Origin of the sequence: Ramlibacter montanisoli (assembly GCF_013087525.1) — a bacterium.
Taxonomy (GTDB): Bacteria; Pseudomonadota; Gammaproteobacteria; order Burkholderiales; family Burkholderiaceae_C; genus Ramlibacter; species Ramlibacter montanisoli.
The window spans coordinates 1778694-1793757 of the sequence record NZ_JABFCS010000001.1; the positions used below are offsets into that span (position 1 = coordinate 1778694).

At 69.5% G+C, this 15064-nt stretch carries 13 protein-coding genes and 3 pseudogenes; 4 read left to right on the top strand and 12 right to left on the bottom strand.

Annotation, left to right across the window (positions count from 1 at the left end; genetic code table 11):
* Positions 1-6: 6 nt before the first annotated feature.
* The 7 genes and pseudogenes from phoB to pstS (HK415_RS08915) all read right to left on the bottom strand — a co-directional run bounded on the left by phoB (position 7) and on the right by pstS (HK415_RS08915) (position 6358).
* On the bottom strand, positions 7-708 hold the full coding sequence (phoB, locus tag HK415_RS08885) for a phosphate regulon transcriptional regulator PhoB (protein WP_171558277.1): 702 nt from the start codon (positions 706-708) through the stop codon (positions 7-9).
* Between the two features lie 7 nt (positions 709-715).
* Positions 716-1420 (bottom strand): phosphate signaling complex protein PhoU, encoded by a 705-nt coding sequence (phoU, locus tag HK415_RS08890; protein WP_171558280.1) that lies wholly within the window; start codon positions 1418-1420, stop codon positions 716-718.
* 14 nt (positions 1421-1434) lie between these two features.
* Positions 1435-2219, bottom strand: a pseudogene (gene pstB / locus HK415_RS08895) (phosphate ABC transporter ATP-binding protein PstB).
* A 9-nt stretch (positions 2220-2228) separates the two neighbouring features.
* Positions 2229-3073 (bottom strand): annotated as a pseudogene (pstA, locus tag HK415_RS08900) (phosphate ABC transporter permease PstA).
* Positions 3070-3993, bottom strand: a complete 924-nt coding sequence (gene pstC, locus HK415_RS08905; protein ID WP_309246819.1) for a phosphate ABC transporter permease subunit PstC — start codon at positions 3991-3993, stop codon at positions 3070-3072. Before pstC ends, pstA begins: the two are co-directional and overlap by 4 nt.
* Positions 3994-4123: 130 nt before the next feature.
* Positions 4124-5218: a phosphate ABC transporter substrate-binding protein PstS gene (pstS, locus tag HK415_RS08910; protein ID WP_171558282.1), complete on the bottom strand. Its 1095-nt coding sequence runs from the start codon at positions 5216-5218 to the stop codon at positions 4124-4126.
* Between the two features lie 102 nt (positions 5219-5320).
* Positions 5321-6358 carry a phosphate ABC transporter substrate-binding protein PstS gene (gene pstS / locus HK415_RS08915; RefSeq protein ID WP_171558285.1) on the bottom strand — a complete coding sequence of 346 codons (1038 nt, stop codon included), beginning with the start codon at positions 6356-6358 and terminating at the stop codon, positions 5321-5323.
* A gap of 335 nt (positions 6359-6693) precedes the next feature.
* On the opposite strand from pstS (HK415_RS08915), the gene HK415_RS08920 reads away from it, so the two are divergent.
* The 4 genes from HK415_RS08920 (at position 6694) to HK415_RS08930 (ending at position 9690) form a co-directional block, all read left to right on the top strand.
* Positions 6694-7296, top strand: coding sequence for an ABC transporter substrate-binding protein (locus tag HK415_RS08920; RefSeq protein ID WP_309246633.1), 603 nt, complete (start codon positions 6694-6696; stop codon positions 7294-7296).
* Entirely contained in the window at positions 7248-7673 is a 426-nt protein-coding gene (locus HK415_RS24840) for a type 1 periplasmic-binding domain-containing protein (protein WP_253261823.1), read from the top strand. Before HK415_RS08920 ends, HK415_RS24840 begins: the two co-directional genes overlap by 49 nt.
* A gap of 51 nt (positions 7674-7724) precedes the next feature.
* Positions 7725-9209: a Ppx/GppA phosphatase family protein gene (locus HK415_RS08925; protein ID WP_171558288.1), complete on the top strand. Its 1485-nt coding sequence runs from the start codon at positions 7725-7727 to the stop codon at positions 9207-9209.
* Between the two features lie 91 nt (positions 9210-9300).
* Positions 9301-9690 carry a hypothetical protein gene (locus HK415_RS08930; protein ID WP_171558290.1) on the top strand — a complete coding sequence of 130 codons (390 nt, stop codon included), beginning with the start codon at positions 9301-9303 and terminating at the stop codon, positions 9688-9690.
* 3 nt (positions 9691-9693) lie between these two features.
* Here HK415_RS08930 and HK415_RS08935 read toward each other — a convergent pair whose 3' ends face one another.
* The 5 genes and pseudogenes from HK415_RS08935 to HK415_RS08955 all read right to left on the bottom strand — a co-directional run bounded on the left by HK415_RS08935 (position 9694) and on the right by HK415_RS08955 (position 15055).
* Positions 9694-10155 carry a SixA phosphatase family protein gene (locus tag HK415_RS08935; protein WP_171558293.1) on the bottom strand — a complete coding sequence of 154 codons (462 nt, stop codon included), beginning with the start codon at positions 10153-10155 and terminating at the stop codon, positions 9694-9696.
* On the bottom strand, positions 10146-12236 hold the full coding sequence (gene ppk1, locus HK415_RS08940; RefSeq protein WP_253261824.1) for a polyphosphate kinase 1: 2091 nt from the start codon (positions 12234-12236) through the stop codon (positions 10146-10148). Before ppk1 ends, HK415_RS08935 begins: the two co-directional genes overlap by 10 nt.
* A 47-nt stretch (positions 12237-12283) precedes the next feature.
* On the bottom strand, positions 12284-13366 hold the full coding sequence (locus tag HK415_RS08945) for a glycosyltransferase family 4 protein (protein ID WP_171558297.1): 1083 nt from the start codon (positions 13364-13366) through the stop codon (positions 12284-12286).
* Positions 13363-14225: pseudogene (locus HK415_RS08950) on the bottom strand (UDP-2,3-diacylglucosamine diphosphatase). The gene HK415_RS08945 and the pseudogene HK415_RS08950 overlap by 4 nt, the downstream one beginning before the upstream one ends.
* Entirely contained in the window at positions 14225-15055 is an 831-nt protein-coding gene (locus HK415_RS08955) for a GNAT family N-acetyltransferase (RefSeq protein ID WP_171558300.1), read from the bottom strand. Before HK415_RS08955 ends, HK415_RS08950 begins: the two are co-directional and overlap by 1 nt.
* Positions 15056-15064 lie beyond the last annotated feature (9 nt).

Below are 15064 nucleotides of genomic sequence, written 5' to 3' on the forward strand. Positions count from 1 at the left end.
GCGTGCTCAGGCGGCGGTGGGCAGCGCGGTGATGCGGTAGCCGGCGCCGCGCACGGTCTCGACCAGCGCACCGGCGGCGGGGCCCAGCGCTTCGCGCAGGCGCTTCACGTGGACGTCCACCGTGCGCTCCTCGATGAACACGTGGTCGCCCCACACGCGGTCCAGCAGCTGCTGGCGGCTGTGCACCCGTTCGGGATGCTTCATCAGGAAGTGCAGCAGCTTGAATTCGGTGGGGCCCAGCTTCACCGGGCGGCCCTGCCAGGTGACGCGGTGCGCCGCGGCATCCAGCGCCAGGCCGGCCAGCGTGACGGTCTCCTCGCTCTTTTCCGGCGTGCGCCGCCGCAGCACGGCGCGGATGCGCGCCAGCAGCTCCTGGGTGGAGAAGGGCTTGGTGATGTAGTCGTCGGCCCCCGCGTCCAGGCCGCTCACCTTGTCGGCCTCGTCGCCGCGCGCGGTGAGCATCAGGATGGGCACGGCCTTGGTCCGCGCCTCGCCGCGCCAGCGCCGCGCCAGCGCGACGCCGGTCTGCCCGGGCAGCATCCAGTCCAGCAGGATGGCATCGGGGAGGACGGCGTCGATCTCGCGCTGCGCCGAGTCCCCGTCTTCCGCCCACACCGGCGCCATGCCGTTGTGCCGCAGGTTGACGGCGATCAGTTCGGCGATCGCGGGCTCGTCCTCGACGATCAGGATGCGGGGCTGGTGCTTCATGGGCTCGCTAGCGGATGGCGGACTCGATGTTCTCCATCGAGCTGTGGCGCACGTCCGCGCCCTTGACGACGTAGATGATGAACTCGGCGATGTTCTTCGCGTGGTCGCCGATGCGCTCGATGGCCTTGGCCACGAACAGCAGGTCCAGCCCGCTGGAGATGGTGCGCGGGTCCTCCATCATGTAGGTGATCAGCTTGCGCACGAAGCCGTCGAACTCGCGGTCCAGGATGTGGTCTTCCTTCATGATCGCCACGGCGGCGGTCACATCCAGGCGCGCGAAGGCGTCCAGCACCTTGCGCAGCTGCGCGGAAGCGAGGTCGGCGGCCACCCGCAGTTCGCCCGCGGGCAGCGCGCGCGCCGCCCCGCCCTTTTCCAGGATGGACTGGACCATCTTGGCGATGCGGCGGGCCTCGTCGCCCACGCGCTCGAGGTTGGCCGTGGTCTTGGAGATGGCCATCAGCAGGCGCAGGTCGCGCGCCGTCGGCTGGCGGCGGGCGATCACCGAGGACAGCTCGCGGTCGATGTCCACTTCCATCTGGTTGACGCGGTGCTCGGTCTCCAGCACCTGCCGCGCGACGTCGCCGTTGAACTCCGCGAGCGCCACCATCGCCTGCCGGATCTGGGATTCGACCAGGCCGCCGAGCTCCATGACGCGCGAGGACAGCGAGTTGAGCTCGCTGTCGAACTGGGTGGAGAGGTGCTTGTCTGCCATCGTGTTTCCTGCTTTCAGCCGAACCGGCCGGTGATGTAGTCCTCGGTCTCCTGGCGCTTGGGCTTGAAGAAGATCTGCTCGGTCTCGCCGACTTCGACCAGGTCGCCCAGGTACATGTAGGCGGTGTAGTCGGACACACGCGCGGCCTGCTGCATGTTGTGCGTGACGATCACCACCGTGTAGTCCTTCTTCAGCTCCACGATCAGCTCCTCGATCTTGCCGGTGGAGATCGGGTCCAGCGCGGAGCACGGCTCGTCCAGCAGCAGCACCTGCGGCTTGATCGCGATGCCGCGCGCGATGCACAGGCGCTGCTGCTGCCCGCCCGACAGGCCCGAGCCGCTCTGGTTCAGCTTGTCCTTCACCTCGTCCCACAGCGCCGCCTTGCGCAGCGCCCATTCGACGCGGTCGTCCATGTCGGCGTCGCGCAGGCTCTCGAACAGGCGCACGCCGAAGGCGATGTTGTCGTAGATGGACATGGGGAAAGGCGTCGGCTTCTGGAACACCATGCCCACCTTGGCGCGCAGCAGCGCCACGTCCCGCTGGAGGTCAGCAGGTTCTCGCCGTCCAGGATGATCTCGCCGGTGGCGCGCTGGTCCGGGTACAGCTCGTACATGCGGTTGAAGGTGCGCAGCAGCGTGGACTTGCCGCAGCCGGACGGGCCGATGAAGGCCGTCACCTTGTGCTCCGCGATGTCCAGGTTGATGTGCTTGAGGGCCAGGAACTTGCCGTAGTAGAAGTTCAGGTTGCGTACCGCCAGCTTGGGGCGCACGGTCTGTTCGGGGGCGAAGGTTGCGTCCATGGTTTCGCTTCAGATCCGGCTGCGCGTGAGGATGCGCGCCAGGATGTTCAGGCCGAGCACGGCCAGGGTGATGATGAAGACGCCGGCCCAGGCCAGCTGCTGCCAGTTCTCGTACGGGCTCATGGCGAACTTGAAGATCGTGACCGGCAGGCTGGCGATCGGCTCGTTCATGTTGGAAGTGAAGAACTGGTTGTTCAGCGCGGTGAAGAGCAGCGGCGCCGTTTCGCCGGCGATGCGCGCCACGGCCAGCAGCACGCCGGTGACCACGCCCCGCGCGCGGCGCGCAGCGTGATGTTGGAGATCACCTTCCACTTGGGCGCGCCCAGGGCATAGGCGGCCTCGCGCAGGCCGGACGGCACCAGCAGCAGCATGTTCTCGGTGGTGCGGATCACGATCGGGATCACGATCAGCGCCAGCGCGATCGCGCCGGCCCAGCCGGAGAAATGCTTGTAGCGCGCGACCACCACGGCGTAGACGAACAGGCCGATGACGATGGACGGCGCCGACAGCAGGATGTCGTTGACGAAGCGGGTCGTGTTGCCCAGCCAGCCCTTGGCGTCGTACTCGGCCAGGTAGATGCCGGCCATGATGCCGATCGGCGTGCCCACGAAGGTCGCCAGCAGCACCATCAGCAGCGAGCCCCACATGGCGTTGAGGATGCCGCCCGCCTCGTTGGGCGGCGGCGTCATCTGGCTGACGGTGGCCCAGGTCAGTCCCGCGAATCCCAGGCGCACCGTCTCCCACAGGATCCAGACCAGCCAGAACACGCCGAAGGCCATGGCGGCCAGCGACAGGGCCAGCGCCACCTTGTTGACACGCTTGCGCCGCAGGTACTTCTTCTCGCGATCGTTCATGTCCGCGTCCCCTCGTTGCGCCGCAGGCGCGCCAGCAGCACCTTGGACAGGGACAGCACCACGAAGGTGATGAAGAACAGCACGAGCCCCAGGTAGATCAGGGCGGCCTGGTGCTGGCCGTCCGCCGCTTCGGCGAATTCGTTGGCCAGGGCGGAGGTGATGCTGTTGGCGGGCGCGAACAGGCTCAAGGTGTCGAGCTGGTTGAAGTTGCCGATCACGAAGGTGACCGCCATGGTCTCGCCCAGCGCGCGCCCCAGCCCCAGCATGATGCCGCCGATGACACCGCCCTTGGTATAGGGCAGGACCACGCGGTACACCACCTCCCAGGTCGTGGAGCCCAGCGCGTACGCCGACTCCTTGAGCATGGGCGGCGTGACGTCGAACACGTCCCGCATCACCGCCGCGATGAAGGGGATGATCATGATCGCCAGGATGATGCCGGCCGCCAGGATGCCGATGCCCACGGGCGGCCCGGAGAACAGCTGCCCCAGCACCGGCACGTTGCCGAACAGGGACTGCAGCGGCTGCTGGACATACTTCGCCAGCAGCGGGCCGAACACCAGCAGGCCCCACATGCCGTACACGATGGAGGGCACGGCGGCGAGCAGCTCGATCGCCGTCCCCAGCGGCCGCTTCAGCCAGGCCGGGGACAGCTCGGTGAGGAAGACCGCGATGCCGAAGCTCACCGGCACGGCGATGACCAGCGCGATCAGCGAGGTCGCGATGGTGCCGTAGATCATCACGGCGCCACCGAAGTTGCCGGCGACCGGGTCCCACACGGTGTTGGTGAAGAAACCCAGCCCGGACTTCTCGATCGCGGGTTGCGCGCCGATCACCAGCGACACCAGGATGCCGGCCAGCAGGGCCAGCGTCACCAGCGCCGCCGCGCAAGCGGTCCAGCCGAAGATGCGGTCGATGATCGCTCCTCCGCGCGCGGGCCTTTGCGCGGGCGGGGCGCGGCTCCCGGAAGGGTCCGCCGGTGCCTGTTCGGCGTCGCCCAGCCGCGCCGGGTCGGGAATGGTGGTGGAGGACACGCGGGCCCTTTTCTTCTTATTTGTAGGCGACGGCACTGCCCGCGCCGTCCTTGATCTGCGCCGACCAGAGCTTCTCCACCTGCGCCTTCACCGCCGCAGGCATCGGCACGTAATCGAGTTCGTCGGCGGTCGTGTCGCCGTTCTTGTAGGCCCAGTCGAAGAACTTCAGCGTCGCGGCGGCGGCCTGCGGCTTGTCTTGCGCCTTGTGCATCAGGATGAAGGTGGCGCCCGTGATCGGCCACGCCTGCGCACCCGGCTGCTCGGTGAGGATCTGGTAGAAGGACTTCGCCCAGTCCGCACTGGCGGCGGCGGCCTGGAAGGCCTTGTCCTCGGGCGCCACGAATTGGCCGGCCGCGTTCTGCATCAGCGCGTAGTTCATCTTGTTCTGCTTCACGTACGCGTACTCGACGTAGCCGATGGCGTTCGGCAGGCGGCCGACGAAGGCGGCGACGCCTTCATTGCCCTTGCCACCGGCACCGGTCGGCCAGTTGACGGCCGTGCCTTCACCGACCTTGGCCTTCCACTCCGGGTTCACCTTGGACAGGTAGTTGGTGAAGATGAAGCTGGTGCCCGAGCCGTCGGCGCGGCGCACGGGAGCGATCGCCGCATCGGGCAGGTTCAGCGTGGGGTTCAGCGCCTTGATCGCGGGGTCCGTCCACTTGGTGACCTTGCCCAGGTAGATATCGCCGAGCACCTGGCCGTTCAGCCGAAGCTGGCCGGGGGACAGGCCCTGGATGTTGACCACGGGGACGACCCCGCCGATCACCGTGGGGAACTGGACGAGGCCCTTCTGCGCGAGCTCCTCGTCCTTCAGCGGCATGTCGCTGGCGCCGAAGTCGACGGTCTTGGATTCGATCTGCTTGATGCCGGCACCGGAACCGACCGACTGGTAGTTGATCCGCACGCCGGTGGCCTTGTTGTAGTCGGAGGCCCACTTGGTGTACAGCGGTGCGGGGAAGCTGGCACCGGCGCCGGTGACGCCGGCACCCGTCGGGGCGGGTGCCGCGGGCGCAGCGGGCGTGGGGGAGGCCGGCGAGGCCGGCGCATCGGGCTTGCCGCAGCCGGCCAGTGCGGCGGCGGCGAGCGTGGCGAGGACGATTCTTGCGTTCATGCGGAGCTTCCTGGTTTCAGGCGTTGCCGCGAACTTTATGGCAGTTCCGTGACAGTTCGGTGACACGGAACCGCGCTCCCTCGCCAGCCCCCGGTTCCGGGCTTACTTGAACGCGACCGTCTTGCCCGAAGCGTCCTTGATCTGGTTGGACCAGAGCTTCTCGACCTGGGCCTTCACGGCGACGGGCATGGGCACGTAGTCCAGCTCATCGGCGGTCTTGTCGCCATTCTTGTAGGCCCAGTCGAAGAACTTCAGGGCGGCCACGGCCTGTTCCGGCTTGTCCTGCGCCTTGTGCATCAGGATGAAGGTGGCGCCGGTGATGGGCCAGGACTGCGCGCCCGGCTGGTTGGTCAGGATCTGGTAGTAGCTCTTCGACCAGTCCGCGCCGGCAGCGGCCGCCTTGAAGGCGGTGTCGTCCGGCGCCACGAACTGGCCGGCGGCGTTCTGCATCAGCGCGTAGTTCATCTTGTTCTGCTTGACGTAGGCGTACTCGACGTAGCCGATCGAATTGGGCAGGCGTCCCACGAAGGCCGCGACGCCCTCGTTGCCCTTGCCGCCAGCGCCGGCCGGCCAGTTGACCGCCGTGCCCTCGCCGACCTTGGCCTTCCACTCCGGGTTCACCTTGGACAGGTAGTTGGTGAAGATGAAGCTGGTGCCCGAGCCGTCGGCGCGGCGCACCGGGGCGATCGCCGCATCCGGCAGGTTCAGCGAGGGGTTCAGCGCCTTGATCGCCGGGTCGGTCCACCTGGTGATCTTGCCCAGGAAGATGTCGCCCAGGACCTGGCCATTGAGGCGCAGCTGGCCCGGGGCCACGCCCTGGATGTTGATCACCGGCACCACGCCGCCGATCACGGTGGGGAACTGCACCAGGCCTTTCTGCGCGAGCTCTTCGTCCTTCAGCGGCATGTCGCTGGCGCCGAAGGCGACCGTCTTGGCCTCGATCTGCTTGATGCCGGCACCGGAGCCGACCGACTGGTAGTTGATCTTGACGCCGGTGGCCTTGTTGTAGTCGGAGGCCCACTTGGCGTACAGCGGCGCGGGGAAGGTGGCACCGGCGCCGGTGATGTCCTGGGCGGCGGCCAGGCCCGAGAAGGCGACGGTGGCGATGCCAAGGGCAAGGGTCCGGAAGCGAATGGTCATGCGATCCTCTTGTGGGTTGGGGAATGAAGCGATGAGCGGACTCTAGGTTGCGCATGTGACAGGGGCGTGACGCCCCTTGCGCGGCGAGAGCGCTTGCGCGTCACGCTGCCGTCATGCATTCGTCACGGGTGTGTCACGGGCGCTTCCTAAGCTCGCCGCGGCTCCCACAACGAAAACCACTGCACGATGAACCGCAGCCTGCCCGCCCTGCGCCGGCGCACCCTGCTCGCAGGCGCCGCCGCCTGCCTCGCCCTGCCCGCCGCGGCCCAGCGGCCTTCCCCCAGCGCGCCCTGCTCGTCGCGCAACTGCACGACACGTCCGCCGCGGGACAGGACGTGGCCAAGGACTTCCTGGTCGGCGCGCGCGCCGCCTGGCAGGACATCAACAGCCGCGGCGGCATCCGCGGGCGGCCCGTGGAGCACCTGGCCGTGGAAGTCGACGGCACGCCGGCCGGAACGCGCCAGGCTTGGCGCGCGCTGCGCGACAACCCCGCCTGCGTCGTCCTCTCGGGCACGGCCGGCGACCCGGTCGCGACGCAGCTCACGGCGCTGCTGCGCGAGGAAGGCGCCAGCATCGCGCATGCGGCGCCGTGGCTGCAGAATTCCAGCGTGGAGGTGGACGATCGGACCTTCCCGATCTTCGCCGCGCGCCAGGAGCAGGTCGCGCATGCGCTCAAGTCGTTGAGCGTCGCCGGCATCCAGGAAGTCGGAGCGGTGTTCGCATCCCCGCGCGAGGCGGACCTGTACCGCGGCGACCTCGCCCGCGCCGCCACCGCGCTGAAGCTCAGGCTGGCCACCTGGACCGGCACGAGCAACCTCGCGCAGCTGGGCCAGCGGCTCGGCCCCTCCACGCCGCCGCTGCTGCTGTTCGTGGGCGGCACCCCGAGCTCGTGCAGTTCACGCAGGGCCTGGACCGCCAGGCACGGCAGCGCTACGTGATCGCGCTGGCCGACGTCAACCTGCAGACCCTGGCACAGATGGGTGGCGGGCGTTCGACGCCTGTGATCGCCACGCAGGCGGTGCCCATGGTGAATGCCTCGCTGCCGATCGTGCGGCAATACCGAGCGGTGCTCGCGCGCCTGTTCGACGAGCCGCCGGTGGCGCTGAGCCTCGCCGGCTTCATCGCCGCGCGGTACACCTACGAAGTGCTGGCGGACGTCGATGGCGTACCCTCGCGCGCCGGCGTGCTGGCCGCCTTCCAGCGCCGGCGGGACATCGACCTCGGCGGCTTCCACGTCAGCTTCGACGCCCAGCGCCGCAGCGCTTCCTACGTCACGCAATCCATGCTCGCCGCGGACGGCCGCGTGGTGGGCTGAAGCACCGCGCCGCACGGCCCGGTGCTATGCTGGCCCGCCCCGGCCCCACCCATGCAAGACGGTACCCTCCTCGCGGCTGTCGACCTCGGCTCCAACAGCTTCCGGCTGGAGATCGGCCGGCTGGACCTCGGGCACATCGACCGGGTCGAATACCTCAAGGAGACGGTCCGCCAGGGCAACGGGCTGGATGACGCGCGCAACCTCACGACCGAGGCGATGGAGCGAGGCTGGGACTGCCTGGCCCGCTTCGCCGAGCGCCTGGCCGGCTTCGGCCCGCGCCAGGTGCGCGCCGTCGCCACGCAGACCCTGCGCGAGGCGCGCAACCGCGACGTGTTCCTGTTGCGCGCCCGCACCATCCTCGGTTTTCCCATCGACGTGATCCCCGGCCGCGAGGAAGCGCGCCTGATCTACCAGGGCGTGGCCCGCCTGCTGCCGCAGTCCGACGAGAAGCGGCTGGTGGTGGACATCGGCGGCCGTTCCACCGAGTTGATCCTGGGCCGGCAGTACCGGGCCGAGGTGATGGAGAGCTACCGCGTCGGCAGCGTCGCCTGGTCGATGCGCTATTTTCCGGAGGGACAGTTCACCCCCGAGGCCTTCCACGGCGCCGCGATCGCGGCGCAGGCCATCCTGGACGAGGCCCTGAGCGCCTATGCGCCCGGCAGCTGGGACGTGGCCTACGGGTCCTCCGGCACCATAGGCGCGGTGGGCGACGTGCTCGCGGCGACCGGGCATGACCCTGGAGTGGTCACGCGAGACGGCCTCCTGTGGCTGGAGGCGCAGCTGCTGCAGGCGCGCAGCGCCGACCGGGTGCGCCTGCCGGGGCTCAAGGAGGACCGGCGGCCCGTGATCGGCGGCGGCCTGAGCGTGCTGCGCGCGGTGTTCGACCTGCTCGGTATCGACACGCTGCACACCGCGCAAGGCGCGCTGCGCCATGGCGTCCTGTACGACCTGCTCGATCGGGAGCACACCGACACGGACGTGCGCACCGCTACGGTGGCGCGGCTGGCCACACGCTTCGAGGCCGATCCGGCGCAGGCTGACCGCGTCGCGCGCGTCGCCTGCGCCCTGTTCCGGCAGCTAGGCGCCGGCACCCCCGCGGAGGAACTGCAGCGGCTGGAGCGTAAGCTGGCCTGGGCGGCGCAGCTGCACGAGATCGGCGCCCTGATCTCGCACAGCGACGCGCACAAGCACGGCGCCTACATCCTGGAGAACGCAGACGCGCCCGGCTTCGCGCAAAGCGAGCTGCACCGCCTGAGCCAGCTGGTGCTGGGCCACCGCGGCAAGCTGCGCAAGCTGGACCTGGATTTCGCGGACACGACAATGGTGCGGCAGCTCGCCTGCCTGCGCATCGCCGTGATCCTGTGCCACGCGCGGCGCGACCCCGACGTGGCGGGGCTGCGGCTGGCCGGCACCGGCCAGTCCCTCTCGCTCACGCTGCCGCGCGGCTGGACGACGCAGTGGCCGCAATCGGCCCACCTGCTGCGAGAAGAAGTCCTGGCATGGCAGAAGACGCCCTGGACCCTCGCGCTGGCCTGAATCCGGGGGCGGTGGCGGATCGGCGTGCCCTTTTTCGCATAAACCGTATAAACCGTTTATATTGTTTATCCCGAACTAGAGAGAGGCCTCCATGGGCACCCGTACCAAGACCGCCGCGAAGTCGGCCGCACCCGCCGGCAAGACGACCGCACGCAAGCCCCGCGCCGCCGCCGCGCCACCGGCGCAAGAGGCCGGCAAGGTGAAGGCGAAGCCGGCCAGGCCGGCGAATGCAGAAAAAGGCGGGAAAGCCGACAAGCCGAAGAAGCCCAAGCTGGTCCGCGACAGCTTCACCATCCCGAAGGCGGAATACGCCGTGATCGAGGCGCTCAAGCTGCGCGCGGCGACGCTGGGACGACCGGCCAAGAAGAGCGAGGTGCTGCGCGCCGGCGTGCAGGCGCTGGCGGGCATGGGCGACGCCGCCTTCCTCGCGGCCGTCGGCGCCGTCCCGGTGGTCAAGACCGGCCGGCCGGCCGGCAGCTGAAGATCAGGCGGTTTCCGCCGACTGCACCGCCCAGACCACGGTCTGGCCGGCGCCGTCGCGCTCGCGGGTGCGCAGCCACCACACCGCGCCCTTGCGCACCGCGCAGTTGTCCGCCTGCAGCCGCAGCAGCTGCGCGAGCGTCGCGCCGATCACCGGCTGGTGCCCCACCAGCATGACCGGGTGGCGGGCCGCCGGCCATTGCACCAGTTCGAGCAGGTCCGAGGCCTGCGCGCCGGGCGCCAGTTCGTCGCGCAGCTTGAACTTGCGCCCCAGGGCGAGCGCGGTCTGCTGGCAGCGCAGCGCCGGGCTGCACAGCACGCGCGTGCCTTCCGGCAGCGTCCGGTCCAGCCACTTGCCCACGCGGGCAGCCTGCTTCTCGCCGCGCGCGGTGAGCGGGCGGTCCAGGTCGTCCCGGCCTTCCTGTTCGTCCTCGGCTTCGGCATGGCGCCACAGGATCAGGTCCACCGCCGCACCTCGTCGTCCCCGGGCGGGGCGGCATAGCGTTCCATGAGGGCGGCCTGGGCGCCGGGCCCGCGCGGCTCCTCGGCACCCTTCACGCGCCGGTAGCCGCCATCGGGCTGCAGGTCCCACGCGTCGCGGCCGTCGTGCAGGTAGGCCTGCAGGCACTCGTCGATGACGCGCTGGCGCAGCCTGGGGTCCAGCACCGGCCAGGCCAGCTCCACGCGCCGCAGCATGTTGCGGTTCATCCAGTCCGCGCTGGACAGGTAGAGCTGCTCCTGCGATCCCGCGCGGAAGTAGAAGACGCGCGAATGCTCCAGGAAGCGGCCGATGACGGAGCGCACGCGGATGTTCTCGCTCAGCCCCGGCACCTGCGCGGGCAGCATGCAGGCGCCGCGCACGATCAGGTCGATGCGCGCGCCGCGCCGGCCCGCGCGCACCAGCGCCTCCATCAGCGGTTCGTCGGTCAGCGCGTTCATCTTCAGCACGATGCGGCCGTCCAGGCCGCCGGCGGCGGCGTGCCCCACCAGGTCGATCTGCTCGGCCAGCTTGCGCTGCAGCTGGAAGGGCGCGAGCCACACGTGGTTGAGCCGCGGCAGCTTGCTCTGGCTTGCGAGGTGCACGAACACCTGTTCGACGTCGGAGGTCAGCTGCGGGTCGGCCGTGAGCTGGCTGATGTCGGTGTACAGGCGCGCCGTGCGCGGGTTGTAGTTGCCGGTGGACAGGTGCGCATAGCGCACGAGGCCGGAACTCTCGCGCCGCGTGACCAGCAGCAGCTTGGCGTGCGTCTTGAGGCCGACCACGCCGTACACCACCTGCGCGCCCACGGCTTCCAGCGCCTCGGCCCAGTTGATGTTGGCCTCCTCGTCGAAGCGCGCCTTGAGTTCGACGACCAGGGTGACTTCCTTGCCGCGCCGCACCGCTTCGCGCAGCAACTCCATCATCTCGGAGTCGTTGCCGGTGCGGTAGATGGTCTGCTTGATCGCCAGCACCTGCGGGTCCACCACCGCCTCGCGCAGGAAGGCCAGCACGCCGTCGAAGCTCTCGAAGGGCTGGTGGATCAGCACGTCCGCCTTCTTCAGCTGGGCGAAGATCGGGCGGCCGGGAACCAGGCCGCGCGGATAGCCGGGCACGTACGCGGGAAAGCGCAGCCTGGGTGCCTCCACCAGGTCCACCATCTGCTGCAGCCGCACCAGGTTCACCGGCCCGTGCACGCGGTACAGCGCGCCTTCGGGCAGCTCGAACTGCGTGAGCAGGAAGCGCGAGAGGTGATCGGAGCAGCCGGCGGAGACCTCCAGGCGCACCGCCTGGCCGTAGTGCCGCTGCTGCAGTCCCAGGCGCAGCGCCGTGCGCAAGTTGCGCACTTCCTCCTCGCCCACGGCCAGCTCCGAGTGCCGCGTGAGGCGGAACTGTGAGAACTGCCCGACTTCCCGGCCGGCGAACAGCAGGTCCAGGTGGGCCCGGATCACGCTCGACAGCGACACCAGCAGGGTGCGCTTGCCGGAAACCTTGGCGGGCATCGGGATCAGCCGCGGCAGCACGCGCGGGACCTTGACGATCGCGATCTCGTTCTCGCGGCCGAAGGCGTCCTTGCCGGAAAGCCGGACGATGAAGTTCAGCGACTTGTTGGCCACCTGGGGAAAGGGATGCGCGGGATCCAGCCCCACGGGAATCAGCAGCGGGCGCACCTCGCGCTCGAAGTATTCGTGCACCCATTCCCTCTGCTGCGCGCTGCGCTCGCCGTGGGAGACGATCGCGATGCCTTCCTTGGCGAAGGCCGGCATCAATTCGTCGTTGTAGAGCGCGTACTGCCGCTCCACCAGCTGGTGTGCCGCCTTGGCCAGCCGCTCGAAGCTGTCCACCGTGTAGGGGCCCTTGTGCTCGCCCGCCAGGGCCGCCGAGAGGTGGTCCGCCGCGCGGACCTCGAAGAACTCGTCGAGGTTGGAGGAGACGATGGCCAGGAAGCGCAACCGCTCCAGCAGCGGCACGCTCGCGCGCTGCGCCCAGTCCAGCACCCTTTCGTTGAAGGCAAGGATGCTGTGGTCTCGGTCGAGGAAGGGAACGACCGTCGGGATGGCATCGCACATGCTGGGCGGAGGGGAGGATGACGCAACCGTGACAGTGTCACGATCGTTCATGACACTTCCGTGACGATCGCCGCCGCTTCGCCGCGCGCCGTCACGGGCCGCGCCGGCACGAGATAGCCGGCGAACAGCGAGGCCGCATGCTCCCAGCTGAAGTCCAGCGCGCGCAGCCTGGCCTCGTGGCGCTGCACGGTCAACGCGGCGAAGCAGGCCTTCTGCAGGTCCTCGTGCATCGCGCCGCCCAGGCTGCCCGCGCCGGCGCGGTTTCCGCGGCCCAGCACCGTCAGGGGGCCGTCCACCGGGTACGCGGCGACCGGCGTGCCGCAGGCCATGGCCTCGGCCATCACGAGGCCGAAGGTGTCCGCGCGGCTGGGGAACACGAAGAGGTCGGCGGCCGCATACAGCTTCGCGAGCTCCGGCCGGGGCAGCAGCCCGACCCAGCGGGCTTCGGGATAGCGCTTTCGGAGCTGGTCCTCCACCGGCCCCACGCCGCAGACCACCTTGGTGCCGGCGAAGGGCATGCGCAGGAAGGCCTCGATGTTCTTCTCGTAGGACACGCGGCCGACGAACAGCAGCAGCGGCCGAGGAGCATCCTCCAGGCCGGGGAAGGTGCGCGGTGCACCGCTGAACGCGAACAGCCTGGTGTCCACGCCGTGCGTCCAGGCGCGCAGGTTGCGAAAGCCCCTGGCCTCCAGCATCTGCAGCACGCTGGGCGTGGGGACCATGACGCCGGAGGAAGGCGCGTGGAAGTGCCGCATCAGCGCGTAACCCCAGCGCAGGGGGACCTTGACCGCGGCGTTCACGATCTCCGGGAACTTGGTGTGGAAGGCCGTCGTGAACGCCAGGCCGCGGCGCAGGCAATAGCGGCGCGCCGACCAGCCGAGGGGTCCCTCCGTCGCCAGGTGGATCGCATCGGGCACGAAGGCGTCGAGCTTGTCGGCCAGCGCCGCCGCCGGCGCGATGGCCAGGTCGATGCCTGCATAGCCCGGGCAGGGCCGGGTCCTGAACTGCCCGGGCTCGACGACCTGGACCTGGTGGCCGGCGGCGCGCAGCTCGCGCACCAGTTCCACCAGCGTGGTCACCACGCCATTGACCTGGGGCATCCAGGCATCCGTCACCAGCGATATCTTCATGCGGTCTCCGCGAGGGTTTCGTGTTCGTTGAAGCTGCGGTCCGCGGCGGGGCACCAGTGCAGCAGTTCGAGGCGGCCGTCGTGGTGTTCCACCAGGGCCGTGCGGCTTTCCACCCAGTCGCCGTCGTTGCAGTACAGCACCCCGTCGATGCGCCGCATCTCGGCGCGATGGATGTGCCCGCAGACCACGCCCTGGTGGCCGCGCCGGCGCGCCTCGTGCGCGACCGCCGTTTCGAAGTCGGTGACGTAGTTGAGCGCCTTCTTCACCTTGTGCTTCAGGTAGGCGGACAGCGACCAGTAGGGCAGGCCCATGCGTCCGCGCAGGCGGTTCAGGTGCCGGTTCAGGCGCAGCGTGAATTCGTAGAGCGTGTCGCCCATGTGCGCGAGCCATTTGGCGCACTGGATCACGCCGTCGAAGCGGTCGCCGTGCAGCACCCACAGCTGCTCGCCGGCGGCCGTCACGTGCACCGCCTCGGACACCACCTCGATGCCGCCGAAGCTGTGGCCGACGAACTGGCGCGCGAATTCGTCGTGGTTGCCCGGGACGTAGACGACGCGGCAGCCCTTGCGCGCGCGCCGCAGCAGCTTTTCTGCACCACGTCGTTGTGCGACTGCGGCCAGAACCAGCGCTTGCGCAGCTGCCAGCCGTCGAAGATGTCCCCCACCAGGTACAGCTGCTCGCTGGGATGGGTCTTCAGGAATTCGAGCAGCGGCCCCGCCTGGCAGCCCGCGGTGCCCAGGTGCAGGTCGGAGATGAAGACGGTGCGGTAGCGCGGATGCTCGGCGGCCTCGCCGCGCTCGTCCGGCGCCAGGCCGAAGCCGGCGACCAGGGGTCCGAAGGCATCGAACGCCGCGCGCATCAGGCCCCCAGGAAGTGCTTGCGGTAGCGCGCGGGCATGTCCTGCATCCGCATCATCATCGGCAGGTCCGCGGTGTTGAAATCCGGATCCCATGCGGGTGGTCCGAGCACCTTGGCGCCCAGCCGCAGGTAGCCCTTGATCAGGGCGGGCGGCTCGGCGTGCCGGCTCGCATCGAACTGCTCCACCGGCAGCGGCAGCCGCGGCGTGACCTGGACATCGATCGCGGCGAGGTGGGTGTCCTTCAACTGCCGCCAGATGCTCGCCGCCGCGTCGCCGCCGACCACGCCGTTGTGCAGCATGGGGATGCTGGCGCAGCCGACCATCGTGTCCAGCCCCTTGCACTGCATGAATTCGCCGAGTGCGCCCCACAGCGCCAGGATCACGCCGCCATGCCGATGGTCCCGATGCACGCAGCTGCGTCCCATCTCCACCATGCGGGGGCGCAACGCGCGCAGCCGCCAGAGGTCGAATTCGGTGTCGCTGTACAGGCCGCTGACCCCGCGGGCCTGCGCCGGCGTCAGCACGCGGTAGGTGCCGATCACCTGCCGCGTTTCCGTCGAGCGCACCAGCAGGTGCTCGCAGTGGCCGTCGAACAGGTCGGCGTCGTGCCCCGGGACGCGGGTTGCCAGCCGCGCCCCCATCTCCCCGCAGAACACCTCGTAGCGCAGGCGCTGGGCTTCCCGGACCTCGTCGAGGTGCCGCGCCCAGGAGACGGTGATCCCGGGGCCGGCCTCCGGGCCCGCCACGGCTGCAGGGAAAGGCCGGTGCAGCACCCTCCGAAGCGGCGGGACCGGCGACAGCGGAAAGGTCGGCGTGGGCAGCTCGTTCATGTTCGCTCC